This is a genomic window from Williamsia maris (assembly GCF_024171815.1).
Taxonomy (GTDB): Bacteria; Actinomycetota; Actinomycetes; order Mycobacteriales; family Mycobacteriaceae; genus Williamsia_A; species Williamsia_A maris.
Window position 1 is genome coordinate 894,012 of the sequence record NZ_JAMTCJ010000002.1, and the last position, 16,389, is coordinate 910,400.

Annotated in this window: 15 protein-coding genes; 6 read left to right on the forward strand and 9 right to left on the reverse strand. The window is 68.2% G+C overall.

Going from position 1 to position 16,389, the window contains the following annotated elements; translation table 11 throughout:
• Nucleotides 1–5: 5 nt before the first annotated feature.
• The 3 genes from LX13_RS11155 to LX13_RS11165 all read left to right on the forward strand — a co-directional run bounded on the left by LX13_RS11155 (nt 6) and on the right by LX13_RS11165 (nt 2,919).
• Nucleotides 6–1,199: a glycoside hydrolase family 3 N-terminal domain-containing protein gene (locus LX13_RS11155; protein ID WP_253661387.1), complete on the forward strand. Its 1,194-nt coding sequence runs from the start codon at nt 6–8 to the stop codon at nt 1,197–1,199.
• A gap of 428 nt (nt 1,200–1,627) precedes the next feature.
• Nucleotides 1,628–2,236 (forward strand): TetR/AcrR family transcriptional regulator, encoded by a 609-nt coding sequence (locus LX13_RS11160; protein ID WP_301301162.1) that lies wholly within the window; start codon nt 1,628–1,630, stop codon nt 2,234–2,236.
• A gap of 56 nt (nt 2,237–2,292) precedes the next feature.
• Nucleotides 2,293–2,919 (forward strand): TetR/AcrR family transcriptional regulator, encoded by a 627-nt coding sequence (locus LX13_RS11165; protein WP_253661389.1) that lies wholly within the window; start codon nt 2,293–2,295, stop codon nt 2,917–2,919.
• Here the strand turns inward: LX13_RS11165 and LX13_RS11170 are convergent.
• A complete protein-coding gene (locus LX13_RS11170) occupies nt 2,905–3,696 on the reverse strand; it encodes an SDR family oxidoreductase (RefSeq protein WP_253661390.1) in 792 nt (263 codons plus the stop codon). The genes LX13_RS11165 and LX13_RS11170 overlap by 15 nt on opposite strands.
• Nucleotides 3,697–3,825: 129 nt before the next feature.
• On the opposite strand from LX13_RS11170, the gene LX13_RS11175 reads away from it, so the two are divergent.
• On the forward strand, nt 3,826–4,707 hold the full coding sequence (locus tag LX13_RS11175; protein ID WP_253661391.1) for a helix-turn-helix domain-containing protein: 882 nt from the start codon (nt 3,826–3,828) through the stop codon (nt 4,705–4,707).
• On the opposite strand, the gene LX13_RS11180 is transcribed toward LX13_RS11175, so the two are convergent.
• A complete protein-coding gene (locus LX13_RS11180; RefSeq protein WP_253661392.1) occupies nt 4,692–5,594 on the reverse strand; it encodes a glycosyltransferase family 2 protein in 903 nt (300 codons plus the stop codon). The two genes, LX13_RS11175 and LX13_RS11180, sit on opposite strands and share 16 nt — an antisense overlap.
• Nucleotides 5,595–5,603: 9 nt before the next feature.
• Nucleotides 5,604–7,637 (reverse strand): MMPL family transporter, encoded by a 2,034-nt coding sequence (locus LX13_RS11185; RefSeq protein ID WP_253661818.1) that lies wholly within the window; start codon nt 7,635–7,637, stop codon nt 5,604–5,606.
• 244 nt (nt 7,638–7,881) lie between these two features.
• Here LX13_RS11185 and LX13_RS11190 point away from each other — a divergent pair, with 244 nt between their 5' ends.
• Nucleotides 7,882–8,322 (forward strand): MarR family winged helix-turn-helix transcriptional regulator, encoded by a 441-nt coding sequence (locus LX13_RS11190; RefSeq protein ID WP_253661819.1) that lies wholly within the window; start codon nt 7,882–7,884, stop codon nt 8,320–8,322.
• Here the strand turns inward: LX13_RS11190 and LX13_RS11195 are convergent.
• Nucleotides 8,314–9,225 carry an alpha/beta fold hydrolase gene (locus LX13_RS11195; protein ID WP_301300870.1) on the reverse strand — a complete coding sequence of 304 codons (912 nt, stop codon included), beginning with the start codon at nt 9,223–9,225 and terminating at the stop codon, nt 8,314–8,316. The genes LX13_RS11190 and LX13_RS11195 overlap by 9 nt on opposite strands.
• Nucleotides 9,226–9,260: 35 nt before the next feature.
• Between LX13_RS11195 and LX13_RS11200 the strand changes: the two genes are divergently transcribed.
• A complete protein-coding gene (locus LX13_RS11200) occupies nt 9,261–11,264 on the forward strand; it encodes a phosphocholine-specific phospholipase C (protein WP_253661394.1) in 2,004 nt (667 codons plus the stop codon).
• A 6-nt stretch (nt 11,265–11,270) separates the two neighbouring features.
• On the opposite strand, the gene LX13_RS11205 is transcribed toward LX13_RS11200, so the two are convergent.
• The 5 genes from LX13_RS11205 to LX13_RS11225 all read right to left on the reverse strand — a co-directional run bounded on the left by LX13_RS11205 (nt 11,271) and on the right by LX13_RS11225 (nt 16,389).
• Nucleotides 11,271–12,872, reverse strand: a complete 1,602-nt coding sequence (locus tag LX13_RS11205) for a DUF222 domain-containing protein (protein WP_253661395.1) — start codon at nt 12,870–12,872, stop codon at nt 11,271–11,273.
• 124 nt (nt 12,873–12,996) lie between these two features.
• A complete protein-coding gene (locus LX13_RS11210; RefSeq protein ID WP_253661396.1) occupies nt 12,997–13,662 on the reverse strand; it encodes an O-methyltransferase in 666 nt (221 codons plus the stop codon).
• A 36-nt stretch (nt 13,663–13,698) separates the two neighbouring features.
• The gene (locus LX13_RS11215; RefSeq protein WP_253661397.1) at nt 13,699–14,676 is read right to left on the reverse strand and encodes an aldo/keto reductase; all 978 of its coding nucleotides are present in this window, start codon (nt 14,674–14,676) and stop codon (nt 13,699–13,701) included.
• A 108-nt stretch (nt 14,677–14,784) separates the two neighbouring features.
• Complete coding sequence (locus LX13_RS23475) at nt 14,785–15,363, reverse strand: CsbD family protein (RefSeq protein ID WP_308214732.1); 579 nt, start codon at nt 15,361–15,363, stop codon at nt 14,785–14,787.
• A 132-nt stretch (nt 15,364–15,495) separates the two neighbouring features.
• A complete protein-coding gene (locus LX13_RS11225) occupies nt 15,496–16,389 on the reverse strand; it encodes a MaoC family dehydratase (protein WP_253661398.1) in 894 nt (297 codons plus the stop codon).

A 16,389-nucleotide genomic window follows, 5' to 3' on the forward strand; every position in this document is an offset into this window, starting at 1 on the left:
GCGTGATGGGTCTGGTCGCAGTGCTGGCCGGTTGTGGCAGCGGGGCCGACGGTGTCGCGACCTCGACGAGCAGTGCCGCGTCGGCGACCTCCGCGGCGGCGTCCGCCTCCGCGACGGCGTCCGCCTCCGCGACGTCGGCGGCGCCGAGCACGTCGAACCCGGTCGCCGCCGGATGTGCGTCGGCAATCGTGGCGTCGATGTCGTTGCGCGACAAGCTCGCCGCCATGCTCGTGGTCGGGGTGAGCGGAACGCAGGACGCGCGTCGCGTCGTCGACACCTATCACGTGGGTGGGATCTTCGTCGGCAGCTTCACCGACTTCTCGATCCTGGCGGACGGCCGGCTGAAGGCCATCGCCGCGCAGTCGAAGCGGCCGTTGATGGTGACGGTCGACCAGGAGGGTGGTCGGGTCTCGCGGTTGTCCGAACTCGGTATCGACAGCCCGTCGGCTCGCGAACTCGTGAAGACCTCCACGCCGGCGCAGGTGCGCCGCATCGCCGCGAAGACCGGCGCCGGTCTGAAGCGTCTCGGGATCAACGTCGACTTCGCGCCGGACGCCGACGTGAGCGACGAGTCCGACGACGAGGTGATCGGCGACCGGTCGTTCTCCGACGACCCGGCCGTCGTCGCCCGGTATGCGGGCGCTTTCGCCGACGGTCTGCGCGACGCCGGGGTCATGCCGGTGTTCAAGCATTTCCCCGGTCACGGCCACGGCTCGGGCGATTCCCACACCGGCACCGTGCGGACGCCGCCGCTGTCGCGGCTCATGAAGAGCGATCTCGTGCCGTACCGGACGCTGTTGCCGGGGCGGGCGACCCGCGCGGTCCCGACGGCCGGGGTGATGGTGGGGCATCTGATCGTGCCCGGGCTGACCGGCGACGAACTGCCCGCGAGCATCTCGGCACCGGCGATGCGGCTGTTGCGGAACGGGACCGGCTACGGCGGCAGGCCGTTCGACGGTCCGATCTTCACCGATGACCTCAGTGGGATGGCCGCGATCAGCGCGCGGTACGGGATCGAGGAGGCGGTCGTGCGCGCGTTGACGGCCGGGGCCGACCTCGCGTTGTGGCTCAGCACGGACAAGGTCCCCGATGTGCTGGCCGAGCTCACCTCGGCGGTGCGGGCGAAGCGCCTGCCCCAGGCTCAGGTCGACCGGTCGGTCGCGCGGAACCTGCGCGCGACCGGTGCGGGTGCCTGCTGACGCGTCGGCTCAGACGGCGTCAGCGGGCACTACGCGGGTACGCATCCGGACACGAGCTGTCCGCGTCACCACCGAAGCGGTAGGACGATAGATGCGTCTCCGAACGAAGTACCCCACGTAGAATTCGTTCGGAATCGCGTAGTGCCCGCAGGTCCGTGCGCGCCGGATGTCCCGATGTGGGACGCGACGCCGCGAGCTCCGCGGCCCCGGGAATACTCCCCATATCCCGAAGCCGCGAAATGACGAGGAGGGTGACGGTCGAAACGGCCAGTGAGCTCATGATCGTCACGAGCACCACCGTCCACATCAGCACGTCACCCAACGGAACTTTCCTTCCGATTGACCGAGCAGTGCCCCCCGAGACATTCGTCCCTCCGCACTGCTACTGTCGTCCTCATGCACCGTTACGTTACAGCTTGTAATGTATGATGGTCAACACCGGGAGACCACGAGATTCATCGATCGACGACGCCATTCTCGATGAGGCAGCGAGAATGATCGTCGAGATCGGTTACGGCGCGACGACCATCGACGCGGTGGCTCGCGCCGCCGGGACGACGCGGCCGGCGGTGTACCGCCGGTACGCGTCGCTGGCGCAGATCGTATCCGCCGCGATGAGTTCGCGCGTGGTGTTCGATCCCCGCACCGACTCGGGCGATCTGCCCGCTGACCTGGACGCATTGCAGAAGCAGCAGATCGCGTTCTTCACCGATCCCCTGGTCATCCGGGCCATGCCCGGTCTGATCGAGGAGAGCTCGCGCAACGACACCCTGCGTTCGCGTCTGTTCGACGACATCATGACGCCGCGTCGCGCGGCCGTCCGCCGGGCGCTCGATCAGGCCACCCGTCGCGGCGACATCACCGCCGGCGCCGACCCGGACGAGATCTGCGACCTGCTGACCGGCCCGCTCCTGCTGCGCACCTTGATGCCCGCCCTCGGTGCCGTCGACACCCATCTCGCCGAGGTCACCGTCGCCGCGGCGCTCGATTCGGTGGGCTATCGTCGGGCCGACGTCGCCACGGTCGAGCGTTCGTAACTTACTGCCTGGTAAGTTGAGGTCTTCAGTTCGGACCCGGCGGAAGGCGGTGCACCATGGCCGGTGGCACGAAGCGGCTTCCCCGCGCGGTACGCGAACAGCAGATGCTCGACGCCGCCGTCTCGGTGTTCGCCGAGAAAGGCTTCCGCGAGACGGCGATGGACACCATCGCCGCCGCCGCGAACATCAGCAAGCCGATGCTGTATCTCTACTACGGATCCAAGGACGAGCTGTTCGCCGCCTGTGTGAACCGTGAGGGCAGCCGGTTCATCGAGGCCATGACCACCGGGTTCGACCCGAACCTCAAGCAGCGCGATCAGGCCCGCACCGTGATCTACGAGTTCCTGCACTTCGTCGACACCAACCGCTCGTCGTGGCGGGTGCTGTACCGCGTGGCCACCGCGCAGTCGAACTTCACCGCGATCGTCGACGCCAGCCGCGCGCGGCTCATCGAGATGATCGCCGATCTGCTCCGTCGCGGCACCACGGTCGAGGGCGCGACCGAGACCGACTTCGAACTGATGGCGGTCGCGCTCGTCGGAGCCGGTGAGGCCGTGGCCGACCGGATCACCGAGGGCGACATCGATCTCGACAGCGCCACCGACCTCGTCTTCGGCATGGGGTGGCACGGTCTGGCCGGCGACAAGAAGGTCAGTGGCGAGCACGCCTCACAGATCGGGTAGCGGCAGGTCCATGTTGGGCTTGATGATGCCGCCGTCGACCTCGAGGATCTTGCCGGTCGTGTAGGACCCGGCCGCGGACGCGAGATACAGTGCGGCTGCTGCGATCTCGTCGGTGTGGCCGATGCGGCGCAGTGGGGTCGCCTGCTCCAGCCCGGTGCGCATGCCCTCGTCGGAGGTCACCATCTCCAGCGCCGAGGTGGCGATCGCACCGGGTGCGATGGCGTTGACCCGGATCCGCGGCGACAGGTCCTCTGCGGCGAGCCGGGTGTAGTGCGCGAGTGCGGCCTTGGCGGTGCCGTAGGCGGCGAACGCCCGACCGGGCAGCCGTCCCATCGCCGAGGTGATGTTGATGATCGATCCGCCGTCGGCGTTCTCGAGCATCAACGGCACCGCTGCACAGGTCAGCGCATGTGCGGTCGACACGTTGAACCGGAACGCACCCTCGAGCGCCTTCACGCTGGTGTCGAGCAGCGCGCTCGGCATCGTGCCGCCCACGTTGTTGACGACGATGTCGAGCCGGCCGAGCTCGTTCTTCGCCGTCGCGGCCAGCCCTGCGGTGACCTCCGGGTCGCTGAGATCCGCCGCGACCACCACGGCGCGGCGCCCCAGGGCGCGGACCTGCTCGGCGACCTCGTCGAGTTGCGACTCGGTGCGCGACCCGATGACGATGTCGGCGCCGGCCTCGGCGAATGCGATCGCGATGGCCGCCCCGAGCCCACGACCCGCTCCGGTCACCACCGCCACCTGCCCGTCCAGTCGGAATCGGTCCTGGATCATCGGCACTCCTCGAAGTCGGTGATGACGAATATTCGTCGCCACGTGGTCTACTATTTCGACGCGCGGCTCAGTGTAGGGACTGCCCGCGCGAACTGACAAGCATCTGTCCGCGACGAGAGGATGCCCCGAGTGGTCGATCGATCTCCCTCGCCGCCGACCCGCCGGGTCATCGAGGTGGTGGGGATGCTGGCGTCCGCCGACCGCCCGATGGGGGTGGGCGAGATCGCCACGGCGCTGGGCATCGCCAGGGCGACCGCCACCGCGGTGGTTCGCGAACTGGCCGACGCGTCGTGGGTCACGCGCGACGCCGACCGGCGCTACACGGTGGGCCCGGCGCTGGCCGGTATCGGTGCGCGTCTCGCCCTGCCCGCCTCGGTCGCCGAACGCCTCGACGCGCTCGCGACCGAGGTCGGGTGCGGGGTGACGTTGAGTCGCATCGACGTCGGTGCGCTCACGGTGGTGGCGAAAGCCCACGGCGGCAGCCGGGACATCCCCGGCGTCCCGGTGGGACAGCGTGTTCCGCTCGCCTACCCGGCCGGCGCGGCGGTCATGCCCTGGCGCGACGGCGCCGAGCGCGACGGATGGGTCGCCGGTGCAGGCGATCACGATTCCGCTGAACACCTCCTCGCCCTGGTGGAGCAGCGTCGGTACGCGGTGTTCCGGCCTTCGTCGGGGGACGCGGGGCTGGTCGACGTCCTGGCCGACCTGCTCGACGTCGTCGGCGGCGATCTGCTGCGACCACGACTGCGCACGAAGGTGCTGACGCAGTTGTCGGCGCTGACGGCACGGTCGTACACCGCCGATGAACTCGACGACGTCGGGTCGCTGCCGGTCAGCTACCTCGCGGCACCGATCGTCGTCGGCGGACAGGCGGTCCACGAAGTGCAGATGGGGCCGCTGCGGTCGGCCGTCACCCGGGACGAACGCACCGCCTACATCGCCGCCCTGACCTCGGCGGCGCACGATCTGGCGCGCGATCCCGGTATGGGTGCGGGTCAGTCAGGCGGGTAGCGCCTGCGCAGACGGAGTCGGAGGCCGTGCGCGGTCGAGCGGATCGAGATCCGCTCGGCCAGAGGGAAATCCGCGGCCCGCTCGGCCACGTCGTCGATGAGTCGTTCGGCGTCGGCGACCTCGTCCGGAGGCGCGCCGGCGCCGGTGAGCGCGGCGTACGCGCGGTACTCGCGACCGAACGTCGAACGACACAGGTCGCGGTGGACCTGTGCCGTCGGCGCGTCGGCGGTCACGGCCTGTTTGTAGGACTGCTGCGACGACGTCTGCGCGTCGTGCCTACGGTATGCCACCCCGGGGAGCGACGTTCGTCCCATCCGGGTCCCGTTCAGCGCCAACCGCATCCAGAGGTCCCAGTCTTCGGCCGGCACTGTCCGGTATCCGCCCGCGTCGAGGATCGCGCTGCGCCGACCGGTGAGCGACGGCTGCATCACCGCGCAGTTCAGCAACAGCTCATAGGTGAGCGAGCGCGGGTCGGCCCGCAGCAGCGGCTGCGGTTCGACGGCGAAACGCCCGGGGCCGACGAACAGCGCGGGCGAGAACACCAGATCGAGATCGTGACGGCGCATCAGTGACAGCTGCGAGCGGAACCGCCACGGCAGACTCACGTCGTCGGCGTCCATCCTGGCCACCAACGGGGTCTTGGCCGCGTCGAGCAGGGCGTTGGCGGCTCCGGTCACGCCGAGACGTCTCCCGCCGACGTCCAGCAGTCCGACGCGCCGATCCCGGCGGGCGACGCGGTGCACGACGGCCGCGGTGTCGTCCTCGCTGGCGTCGTCGACGACCAGGACCCGCCCGTCGCGGGGCAGGGCCTTCGTCACCGAGGTGATGGCGCGCTCGACCGTGGCGGCCGCGTTGCGCGCCGGGATCATCACCGTCAAGGCTTCCACCGGCGAAGATTAGCCCGGGACAGAACTCTTGTCCGTGCGAGATCGGTTCTGATCCGGGTGACTGGGCCACCAGATCCGTTCGCCGATGAGGGTGAACAGGGCCGGGACCACGACCGTCCGAACCACGAACGTGTCCAACAGGATTCCCAGACCCACGATGATCCCGAGCTGGGTCAGCGTGATGAGCGGCAGGATCCCGAGGACGCAGAACACTGCGGCGAGCACGATGCCGGCGCTGGTGATGACGCCGCCGGTCGCGGAGACGGCGCGGATCATCGCTGTGCCGATCCGGTGGCCCGCGCTCTCCTCGCGCGCCCGGGTGACCAGGAAGATCGTGTAGTCGACACCGAGAGCGACCAGGAACAGGAACGCGAAGAGGACGACGTTGTTGTCGAGGGCGGGGAAACCGAACACGTGCTCGCTGACCCAACTGCCGAGTCCCAACGCGGCGACGGTGCTCGACACGGTGACGGCGATCAGGACCAGCGGTGCGAGGACGGCGCGCAGCAACACGAACAGCACGGCCAGCACGATGGCGAGGATCAGCGGGATCAGCAGCAGACGGTCGTCGCCCGCGGCGTCGCGGGTGTCGAGGGCCTGGGCGTCGCTGCCTCCGACCAGGGCGTCGGCCGAGTCGACGCCGGCCAGGGTCGACCGGATGGAGGAGATGGTGTCGAACGCGCCGCTCGACGCCGGGGGCGAGGTCAGGACGACGCTCCACCGGGTCTGGCCGGTGTCGGAGGTGCCGGTCTGTCGGACCGATTCGACGCCGGGGGCCGCGGTGAGCGCCGCGTCGACCTCTGCGGCCGTCGCGGTGGTCGCGGTGACGGTCGTGGGATCGGATTGACCGGCCGGGAAGTGCTCGTCGAGCACGTCGAACCCGACGACCGAATCGGCACTGACACGGAACTGCTCGGTCTGTGACAGTCCGATGGAGGTGCCGAACAGTCCTGCGGCGCAGATGATCAGCAGTGCGAAGGCGGCGACCGCCGACCGGACGGGATGGCCGACGACTCCGGTGGCCACCCGGTGCCACACGCCGGTGTCGACGGTGTCATGGTCGGATGCTTCCCCTGCCTCGGCCCGGGGGACGAATGGCCAGAACAACTTCCGACCGAAGAGCCCGAGCGCCGGTGGCAGCACGAACAGGACGAACACCGCGGCGATGAGCAGCCCGACGGCCGCGAAGGCGCCGAGGCTGCGGGTGCTCGGCAGTGCGGCGAGCAGCAGGATCAGCAGGGCGAGGACCACGGTGAGGTTGCTGGCGACGATCGCGGGGCCCGCCCGTCGGACCGCGGCACGCAGGGCGTCGCGGTGGTCGGGGAAGCGCCGCAGCTCCTCTCGGTATCGCGATATCAGCAGCAGCGCGTAGTTCGTGCCCGCGCCGAACACCAGGACGCTGGTGATCCCCGACGTCGAGCCGTCGAAACTCAGGCCGGTGGCGCCGGCGAGTGCGGTTCCCGCGGAGGCGGCGATGCGATCGGCGAGACCGACCACGATCAGTGGGACCAACCACAGGATGGGGGAGCGGTAGGTCGCGATCAGCAGCAGTGCGACCACGAGTGCGGTGACCGCGAGCAGCGTGACGTTGGCGCCGGAGAACGAGTTGGCGATGTCGGCCGCGAACGCGGGGCCGCCGGTGACGTGGGTCCGCAGGTCCGACGGCAGACCGGTGTCGGCGGCATCCCGCAACTCGTCGACGGTGTCGCGCAGGCCGAAGCCACTCAGCTCTGTCGACACCGGAACCGTTGCGATCGCGGCCTTCCCGTCCGGCGCGACGACGACCGACGGTCCCTCGGTGACGTTCTCGCTCGCGGGGAGCGACCGGTTGACGGCGAGCATCCGCGTACGTGCGGTGTCGATCGCCGAGCGGTCGGTGTCGGTGAGGGCGGCACCGTCGGGTCGGTCGACCACCAGGATGGCCGGGGTGACATCCGCGTCGGGGAACGCGGCCAGGATGTCATCGATCTGCGCCGACTGGGCCGAGTCGGGCAGCGACACCGGCGAGTCGTCGCCGGAACCGTTCTCGCCGACCACGGTCATGAACGCGATGGCCAGGAACAGGATCACCAGGCCGACGGCCCACGATCGGCGGCCACTGACGACGGAGGCGAGGCGATCCCAGGCGGAGGAGGTCCGCGCGCTCGTGTTCGTCACGCTCGTGCTGTTCGTGCTCGCGTTGTTCACGAACCAGACAATCTCAGAAACTGAACTGTTAAGCAAATGAGACTTATCGTGAGGTCGTGGGTAAGCTGCCGTCGTGGAACGTGCGGAGCTCGAGTCGGCGATGGCGGCGGACATGCGTGCGCTGGCGGCCGCGTCCGAGCAGTTGGGCCGGGTGTTCGCGGGACAGCATGAGCTCGGTGCCAACGATTTCCAGGCCCTGTTGCGGATCATGGTGGCCGATGTGGAGGGCACGCCGTTGACCGTAGGGCGGCTGGGCACCTCGCTGGGGATGTCGTCGGCGGCCATGACCTACCTCGTCGAGCGCATGATCAGCTCGGGGCACATCCGCCGTGAGCCCGATCCGGGTGATCGCCGCCGGGTGATCCTGCGCTACGACGACCACGGGATGGAGGTCGCGCGCGAGTTCTTCGGTCCGCTGGGCGAACTGACCCGCGGCGCCCTCGCCGACGTCGACGAGGACGACCTGGCGACCGCCCATCGGGTGTTCGGGATCCTGATCGATGCGGTCCGCACCTACGAACAGCGCCTGACCTCAGGCTGAGGTGGTCGTTTCCGCGCGGCGCACCGTTCGCTCGATCCCGTCGAGCACGGAGTCCCAGTGCTGTCGCGCGAGATCGTGACCCATGCCGGGGATGGTCAGCAGTTCGGCGCTCGTCATCGCGGCCGCGGTGGCCCGCCCGCCGGACGGGGCGATGACACGGTCGGCGTCGCCGTGGATCACCAGTGCCGGGATCCGCAGGTCCCGTAGACCGCGGGTGCGGTCGGTCTCGGCGAAGATCGCCGCGATCTGCCTGCCGGAGCCGGTGTCGTCGCCGCCCGACCGGGCCAGTGAGCGCGGCATGATCGTGCGGACGTCGTTCTCGTCGGCGTCGGTCCGGTCGCGGGATCCGATCCGCTCGAACGCGGCGACCATCTCGTCGACCGGGTCCGGCTTCGGAGAGCGCAGCCCGGACAGCAGATACCGCTTCGAGGACTTCCCGTTCCGGCGGTCGCCCGGGCGGCCCATGATCGAGACGAGCGACTGCACGAGATCCGGATGCCGGATCGCGGTCTGCTGCGCGATGAACGATCCCAGCGAGACGCCGACGATGTGGGCGCCGCGGGGCGCGACCGCTCTCATGAGCCCTGCGGTGTCGTCGGCCATGTCCTCGAGGGAGTAGGTCACCGGCGCCGATCGGCGCAGGTACTGCCACGCGGTGGGGATCGGACCGGTCAGGTGCGTCGAGCGGCCGACGTCGCGGTTGTCGAACCGGACGACGCGGAGCCCACGACCGACCAGGTCGGCGCAGAACTCGTCGCGCCACCACAGCATGTCGAGACCCAGTCCCATGATCAGCACGACCGTCGGATCGCTCTCGTCGCCAAAGATTTGGTGGCACAGTCGGATATCTCCGATTCGGGCGAACTGCTCGGGCGCATTGTCGTACCGTTCGTCCACACGCATTCCTTCGTTAATGTGAGCACCTTACGGTCCGCAGAATGCCCTCAGTCGATCGTCGTAGATTCTTGCAACTGTCCGGTGGAGTCGCCGCGGCGACGTTCCTGTCCGACAGCATCGCCCGCGCCGCCGACATCCCCGCAGCGCGCACCACCGGTACGCTCGCCGACGTCGAGCACATCGTGGTCCTGATGCAGGAGAACAGATCCTTCGACCACTATTTCGGATCGATGCGCGGGGTGCGGGGGTTCGGTGATCCGCATCCGGCGAAGCGCAGGGACGGGAAGTCGGTCTGGTTCCAGTCGGACGGGTCGCGCGACATCGCACCCTTTCACCCGGACCACGACGATCTGGGGCTGACGTTCATCGAGGATCTCGATCACTCGTGGGCCGGCGGGCACAGAGCGTTCAACTCCGGCCACTACGACCAGTGGATCCCGGCGAAGACGCCGACCACCATGGCGCACCTACTGCGCGACGACATGCCCTTCCACCACGCGTTGGCGGACGCATTCACCGTCTGCGACAACTATCACTGCTCACTGCTCGGACCCACCGACCCGAACCGGTACTACATGTGGACCGGATGGGTGGGCAACGACGGCCGCGGCGGCGGTCCCGTGATCGACAACGCCGAGAAGGGATACGACTGGTCCACCTACCCGGAGCGCCTCGAGAAGGCCGGCGTCTCGTGGAAGATTTATCAGGACAGCGGTACCGGGCTCGACGCAGCCGGGTCGTGGGGGTACGCAAAGGACCCGTACGTCGGCAACTACGGCGACAACTCGCTCCTGTACTTCAACCGATATCGCACGGCCGCGTCGACAGATGCGCTGTATGCGAAGGCGCGCGTCGGAACCCAGGCCGCGTCCGGCGGTGACGCTTCGCTGTTCGACGGTCTGCGGCGGGACGTGAAAGCCGGTTCTCTCCCGAAGATCGCGTGGATCGTCGCGCCCGAGGCGTACACCGAGCATCCGAGTTGGCCGGTCAACTACGGCGCCTGGTACATCGCGAACGTGCTCAACGCGTTGACATCCGACCCGGACACCTGGGCGCGCACCGCATTGTTGATCACCTACGACGAGAACGACGGCTTCTTCGATCACATCGTTCCTCCGCATCCCCACGGTGCCGGTGTCCCGGGCGATTCGACTGTGAGCACGGTCGACGAGGTGTTCTCGGGGCGAGGCACCGATCCCGCCGGTGCCTACGGTCTCGGTCAACGGGTTCCGATGATGGTGATCTCGCCGTGGAGTTCCGGTGGCTGGGTGTGTTCAGAGGTCTTCGACCACACGTCCATCCTGCGTCTGATGGAGAAGCGGTTCGGTGTGAGGGAACCGAACATCACACCGTGGCGGCGCTCCGTGTGCGGAGACCTCACCTCGGCATTCGACTTCACGATCCAGAAGTCGGCGGTTCCGCGCCTGCCTGCGACCGCGGGCTACCGCCCCGATCACGTGAAGCATCCCGACTACCGCCCGGCACCCCCTGCGGTCGGCGCCGTCCCGGTGCAGGAGCGTGGCTCACGTCCGTCGCGTGGCCTGGCGTATCGACTCGCGACGACCATTGCCGTCACACCGGGATCCGCGGATCTCACCGTGGTCAATGCCGGGAGTCTCGGTGCGCACTTCCAGGTACGGTCGGCGGCGTTGCCGGTTCCCCACAGCTTCACGGTGGGGGCCGGGGCGACCCTGCGGGCGTCGGTGCCTGCGAATCAGATCGCGGTGCACGGACCGAATGGCTTCTTCCGTGAGGTGCGCGGAACCGCGAAGGGCATGACGATCGCCGAGAAGGTCGACGGTGCCGCACTGCGACTCACGATCACCAATTCCACGGCTGAGCCGTTCACTGTGACGATCACCGAACACGGTGGCGTGGGCCGATCGGTCGTGGTGCCCGCCGATGGGCGGACCGGATACGCGCCCGTCCTCGACCACGGCTGGTACAGCGTCGAAGTACGCCTCGCAGACCACGTCCGAACCCTCGCCGGGCGCGTCGAAACGGGTGCTCACGGCATCAGCGATCCTCGCATCGGTGGTTCCTGACGCGGCTCAGAACGGCGGGTCGTCGCCGAAGCCCTCCCAGGAGAACCGGGTTGGCGGCGGCGGTGTCTCGATGACGGGCTCAGGCGCGTCTGCGGCCGCGGCCGCGGCGTCGTCGAGACGTTGTTGGTTGGCGGCACGGGCCGTGCGTCGGCGGGCGTGCTTCTCCTCCAGGCGGGTTCGGCGTCTGGTGGGTTCGGCGTCGGGAGCCGTGCAGTCGGGATCCGGTGGGGCGTGGCTCGGTCGCTCGAACTCGATGTCACGCAACGACGGGAACAGGTCGTCGCCGGTGAACGCCGGGCCGGGGACGATCAGCCCCTCGGGGGTGACGATCGTCGTGGTGGCGCGTCCGTTGTCATCGATCGTCAGGGTGTCGAGGAAGTCGCTGAACGTCTTCATGTTGTGGTGGAACCGGCATTTGGGTCCCATGCCCTCGCGGCAGGTCTGTCCGCCGCGTTCAGGGTTCTCGTGGTCGTACTCGTCGGTGTGGTCGAGGTCGCAGCGCCACGCCGGTTGGTTGCAGCCGGGGATGTCGCAGTACAGGCCACGAGCGCGGATGACGGTGTCCAGTGCGGTCGACGGACGGTAGGGATCTCCGGGCTGCGTCGGTTTCAGGGGTGCGTCGTCGAAGCCCATCGGCCGGATCCGGGTCGCCGGATGGGCGATGATGTCGCGGATGTGGTCAGCGGAGACGACGCCGTAGCCGTCGATGAACCCGGGGTCCTCGCCGTCGCCTGCCGCGGTCTCGAGATCGCAGAGCACGGTGACGACGGCTTTCGATGTCGGCATCGCGATCTCACGCGCTGCGGGCCCGTCCGCGTCGGGCACCGGCTCGGCGTCGCAATCGGGGTTGCCGCACTGGCATTCCCACGCCACGTTCATGACGAGGCAGAAGTGGGCGTCGCTCTTGCGGGCGCTCTTCGTACGTGGATCCTGCGAGCAGACGTGCTCGGCAACGGTCTCGACACGACGGAACATCGCGATGGCGTTCTCCGCGGTCATCGACGAGCTGATGATGCCCATGCCGTCGTCGCCGCGGTCCAGCCAGAAGGAGCGGGCATCGACCGCCGCTTTGCGCCGGGCGCGAACCGCCGCGGGATCGACCCGGAAGATGACGCGATCGATCATGTCCCGCATCCGGTGTGCCGACCACGACCCGCCCCGGCGGAGGGATTCGGTGATGTCCGCGTCGACCGACCTCTGGTGGTCGGGGTCGGTGACGAGGTCCGTGCGCTCGACGATGGTCTTCACCTGCGCGGCGGTGATGAGCCCGTCCCGCAGGCATTCGGCCACCATCGGTAACCGGTCGCGAAGCGCCACCCCGGTGTCGATCAACCGTTCCGCGGTCGACTGCGGCATCGAGTGGAGTACCGCGACACGGGTTGCGCAGCGCGACAGCGCATCCAGCTTGCGCTTGTCGGATGCCTCCTCCGGTGCGACCAGCTGGGCGTGCAATTCTGCGGCGTTCCGCAGACGCACCCACTCCAGATATGACTGCCCCGCCGCCGCGTGCTTCATGTCCAGCAACAGGGCGTTGATCGGCGCGCCGATCGGCTCGGACAACAGCCCCGTGGCTGCCGCCGACACCCCCGCCCAACCCCCGTCGATCATGTGTGCAGTTTAAAACAAGGGTCTGACAACCCTTCTCGTCTGTCCACAACCGCCGCCGAGCGTGCCGAAACGACCTACCGAGCGTGCCGAAAAGACCCGCCGAGCGTGCGGTGTCGAGGGATGATCAGGTGCGGCAACTCAATTCGACGGTGTCGTTGTCCTTGCCGGGCAGATTGACACTCGTGTAACCGTTGGCCGGATCGCGAACATGGTCGAGATACGGTGTCAGGTCGGGACTGTCGGCGTTGTCGGCGACGAGCAACGTGCCCGGGACCAACCGATCCTCCAGGAGATTCACGACGGGGAGGTACAGCTCTTTCCAGCCGTCGAGAACCACGAAGTCGATGTCCCCGGGCACGGTGGGCAGCGTGGTGAGTGCGTCACCGTCGAGCACCGAGATCAGGTCGGCGACACCTGCCTCGGCGAACGTGGCCGTCGCGGCGGCGATCTTGGCCGTACTCATCTCCGTGGTGTGGATGTGTCCGAACCCGTTGTCGCGCACAGCCGCGGCGAGGTAGAGCGTCGACAGACCGAACGACATCCCGAACTCCACCACCGTCGACGGACGTGCGGCGCGCACCAGTGAGTACAGCATCCGGCCGGTGGCCGGGCTGATCGTCATGTAGACATCCGACATGGCGTCGGCTCGTTCCTGCGGGCTCATCCCGGGGTGATGGCGGCGTGCCGACGACCCCTGAGCGCTGGGCCGCGCCGCGTTCGCCTTCTCGTAGAGCTGATCCAGAACCCCCGCGATGGGTTCGCCGGACAGCGCCGACACCGTGTTCGTCACGTCCGTCTCCTCGTATGTGGTGCGTGAGATCTGGTCTCAGCGCTCGATCATCTGCATCTGGGCTTCGTTGTGGTGCTCGCCGGCGGCGGGCGGGAGTGAATCGAGTCGCTCGAGCTGCTCGGCCGACAGTGTGATCGCGTCTGCGCCGACGTTCTCCTCGACCCGCGCGATGCGCTTGGTGCCCGGGATGGGGGCGATGTGCTCACCGCGCGACAGCAGCCACGCCAGCGCGACCTGGCCGCTCGTGGCGCCGACCTCCTCGGCGACCGCCTCGACGACGCCGACGAGCTCGAGGTTGTGGGCGAAGTTGTCGCCGACGAAGCGGGGGTTGTCCGAGCGCATGTCGTTCGCTCCGATCTGGTCGGCCGATCGGATCTGGCCGGTCAGGAATCCTCGCCCCAACGGCGAGTACGGGACGAACCCGATTCCCAGCTCGGCCAGCACGGCCAGGACGCCGTCTTCGGGGTCGCGGGTGAACAGCGAGTACTCCGACTGCAGGGCGCTGATCGGATGGACGGCATGGGCTTTGCGGATCGTGCTCACCGAGGCCTCGGACAGGCCGAGGTGCCGTACCTTGCCCGCGGTCACCAGTTCCGCCATTGCGCCGACGGTGTCCTCGATCGGCACGGTCGGGTCGACGCGGTGTTGGTACAGGAGGTCGATGTGGTCGACGCCGAGGCGTCGCAGCGAGCCCTCCACCGAGGTCGCCACGTTGGCGGGACTGCTGTCGAGCCCGGCCTCGTCGCCGTCGGAGTGCTTGATCAGTCCGAACTTGGTCGCGAGGACCACCTTGTCGCGGTGGTCCTTCAGCGCCTGCCCGACCAACTCCTCGTTGATGTACGGCCCGTACACCTCGGCGGTGTCGATCAGGGTGACGCCGAGATCGATCGCGCGGTGGATGGTGCGGATCGATCCGGCGTCGTCCTCACCGGATCCGCCGTAACCGTGGGACATGCCCATGGCGCCGAGTCCGATTCGTCCTACTTCGAGGTCTCCGAGAGTCGTTTTTCGCATACCTCCGTTGTACCGGGCCTACGGCACACACAAACGCTCCACATACATCGAAACGCTCCGGTTGCAACCGGAGCGTTTCGATGAAAGTGGAGCGGATTGCCGATGAGATCAGCGGCGCTTGATCACGATCGCCGCGATGATGCCGGCGATGACCGCCACGACACCGGCGATGAGGGCCGGGTTGGTCGCGGCCTTCTCGACGTCGCGGCTGTCGATGCTGCGGATGTTCGACGCGACCTTGTCGGCCACCTCGTTCGCCTTCTTCTCGGCGTTCTGGGCGACGTCCTTGGCCTGGGCCTTGGCGTCGGCCGCCGCGTCCTTGGCCTTGTCGGCGACCTCGTCGGCCTTGTCCTTCGCGTCCTGCGCGGCGTCCTTCACCTGCGCCTTGGCGTCGTCGGCGGCGTCTTCGGCCTTGGCCTTGACGTCCTTGGCCTGAGCCTTCACGTCAGACGCGACATCCTCGGCCTTGTCCTTCGCTTCGTCGGCGACGTCCGAGGCGGCGTCCTTGGCATCCTCGGCGGCATCGGAGACCTTGGCGCCGGCCTGCTTGGTCTTGGCGCCGGCCTTGTCGGCGGTGCCCTCGGCCTTGAGGTCATCGTTGTCGGTGGCGTCACCGACCGCCTTCTTGGCCTCGCCGGCGACTTCCTGCGCCTTGTTCTGTGCCTTGTCGATGAAATCTGCAGACATGGAACTCACTCCTTCGTGATCGGCCCGACGTCTTCGAGCTCATTGATTGTGTAGTCGTAACGAACAACCTAGATGCACGAACTCCCCGCCGTGAGATAGATCACGACGGGGAGTTCATGTGGATCGATCGGTTCAGGCGCCGCGCAGGGTTCCGGTCAGGTGCGGGTAGCCCTTGCTGCGGTTGAGCACCGACACGTCGTAGCCCGACGTGCCCGAGCTGCCGTCGACGGCGTCGACGTATCCGTTGACCTTGGCGGGCAACAGGATCGGCTTGCCGAACTTCGCCTCGTAGACGACATCGTCGGGCAGGTGCGCCTCGATGCTGCCGAGAATGGCTGCTGCGGTCCACATCCCGTGCGCGATGGCGCGCGGGAAGCCGAACGCCTTGGCGGTCAGGTTGGCCATGTGGATGGGGTTCCGGTCGCCGCTGGCCCCGGCGTACGCACGGATGCGCCCCAGGTCCACCGCGAGCGAGACATCCGGCGCCGGCGGTCGGTGATCCTTCGGCGGTGCGGACCGCTCGCCGTCGGACAGGCTGGTCCGCTGCTGGCTCAGCAGCGTCGAGACCTGCTCGGTCACCAGTTCGGTGCCGACGCTGATGCGGCTGACCACGTCGACGAGGATGCCCTTGCGGTGCTCGCGCAGCTTCTCCGCGTGCGTCGCGATCGAGAGCGGCTCACCGATCGAGATCGGCCGCAGTCGGTGGATGCGGTTCTCCAGATGCACCGAACCGACCGCGCCGAACGGGAACGCCTTGGCGACCATGGTCTGCATCATCAGCGGGAACTGGGCGACGAACGGGAACGTCAGCGGCAGGAACTCGCCGAACTGCAGACCGGTGGCCGAGCAATACGCCCGGACCTGGTCGGCGTCGGTGGTCAGGTTCGACACCGTGTAAACGGTGTCGGGCAGCGATGCGTCCGGTCGGACCGGACCGCTCTTGCCGATGCCGGGGAGCATCCCCAACACCGCGCTGCGGTAGACGTCCGAGGTCGCCGGGAGGCGCGTGAGTGCGACGGTTGCCAT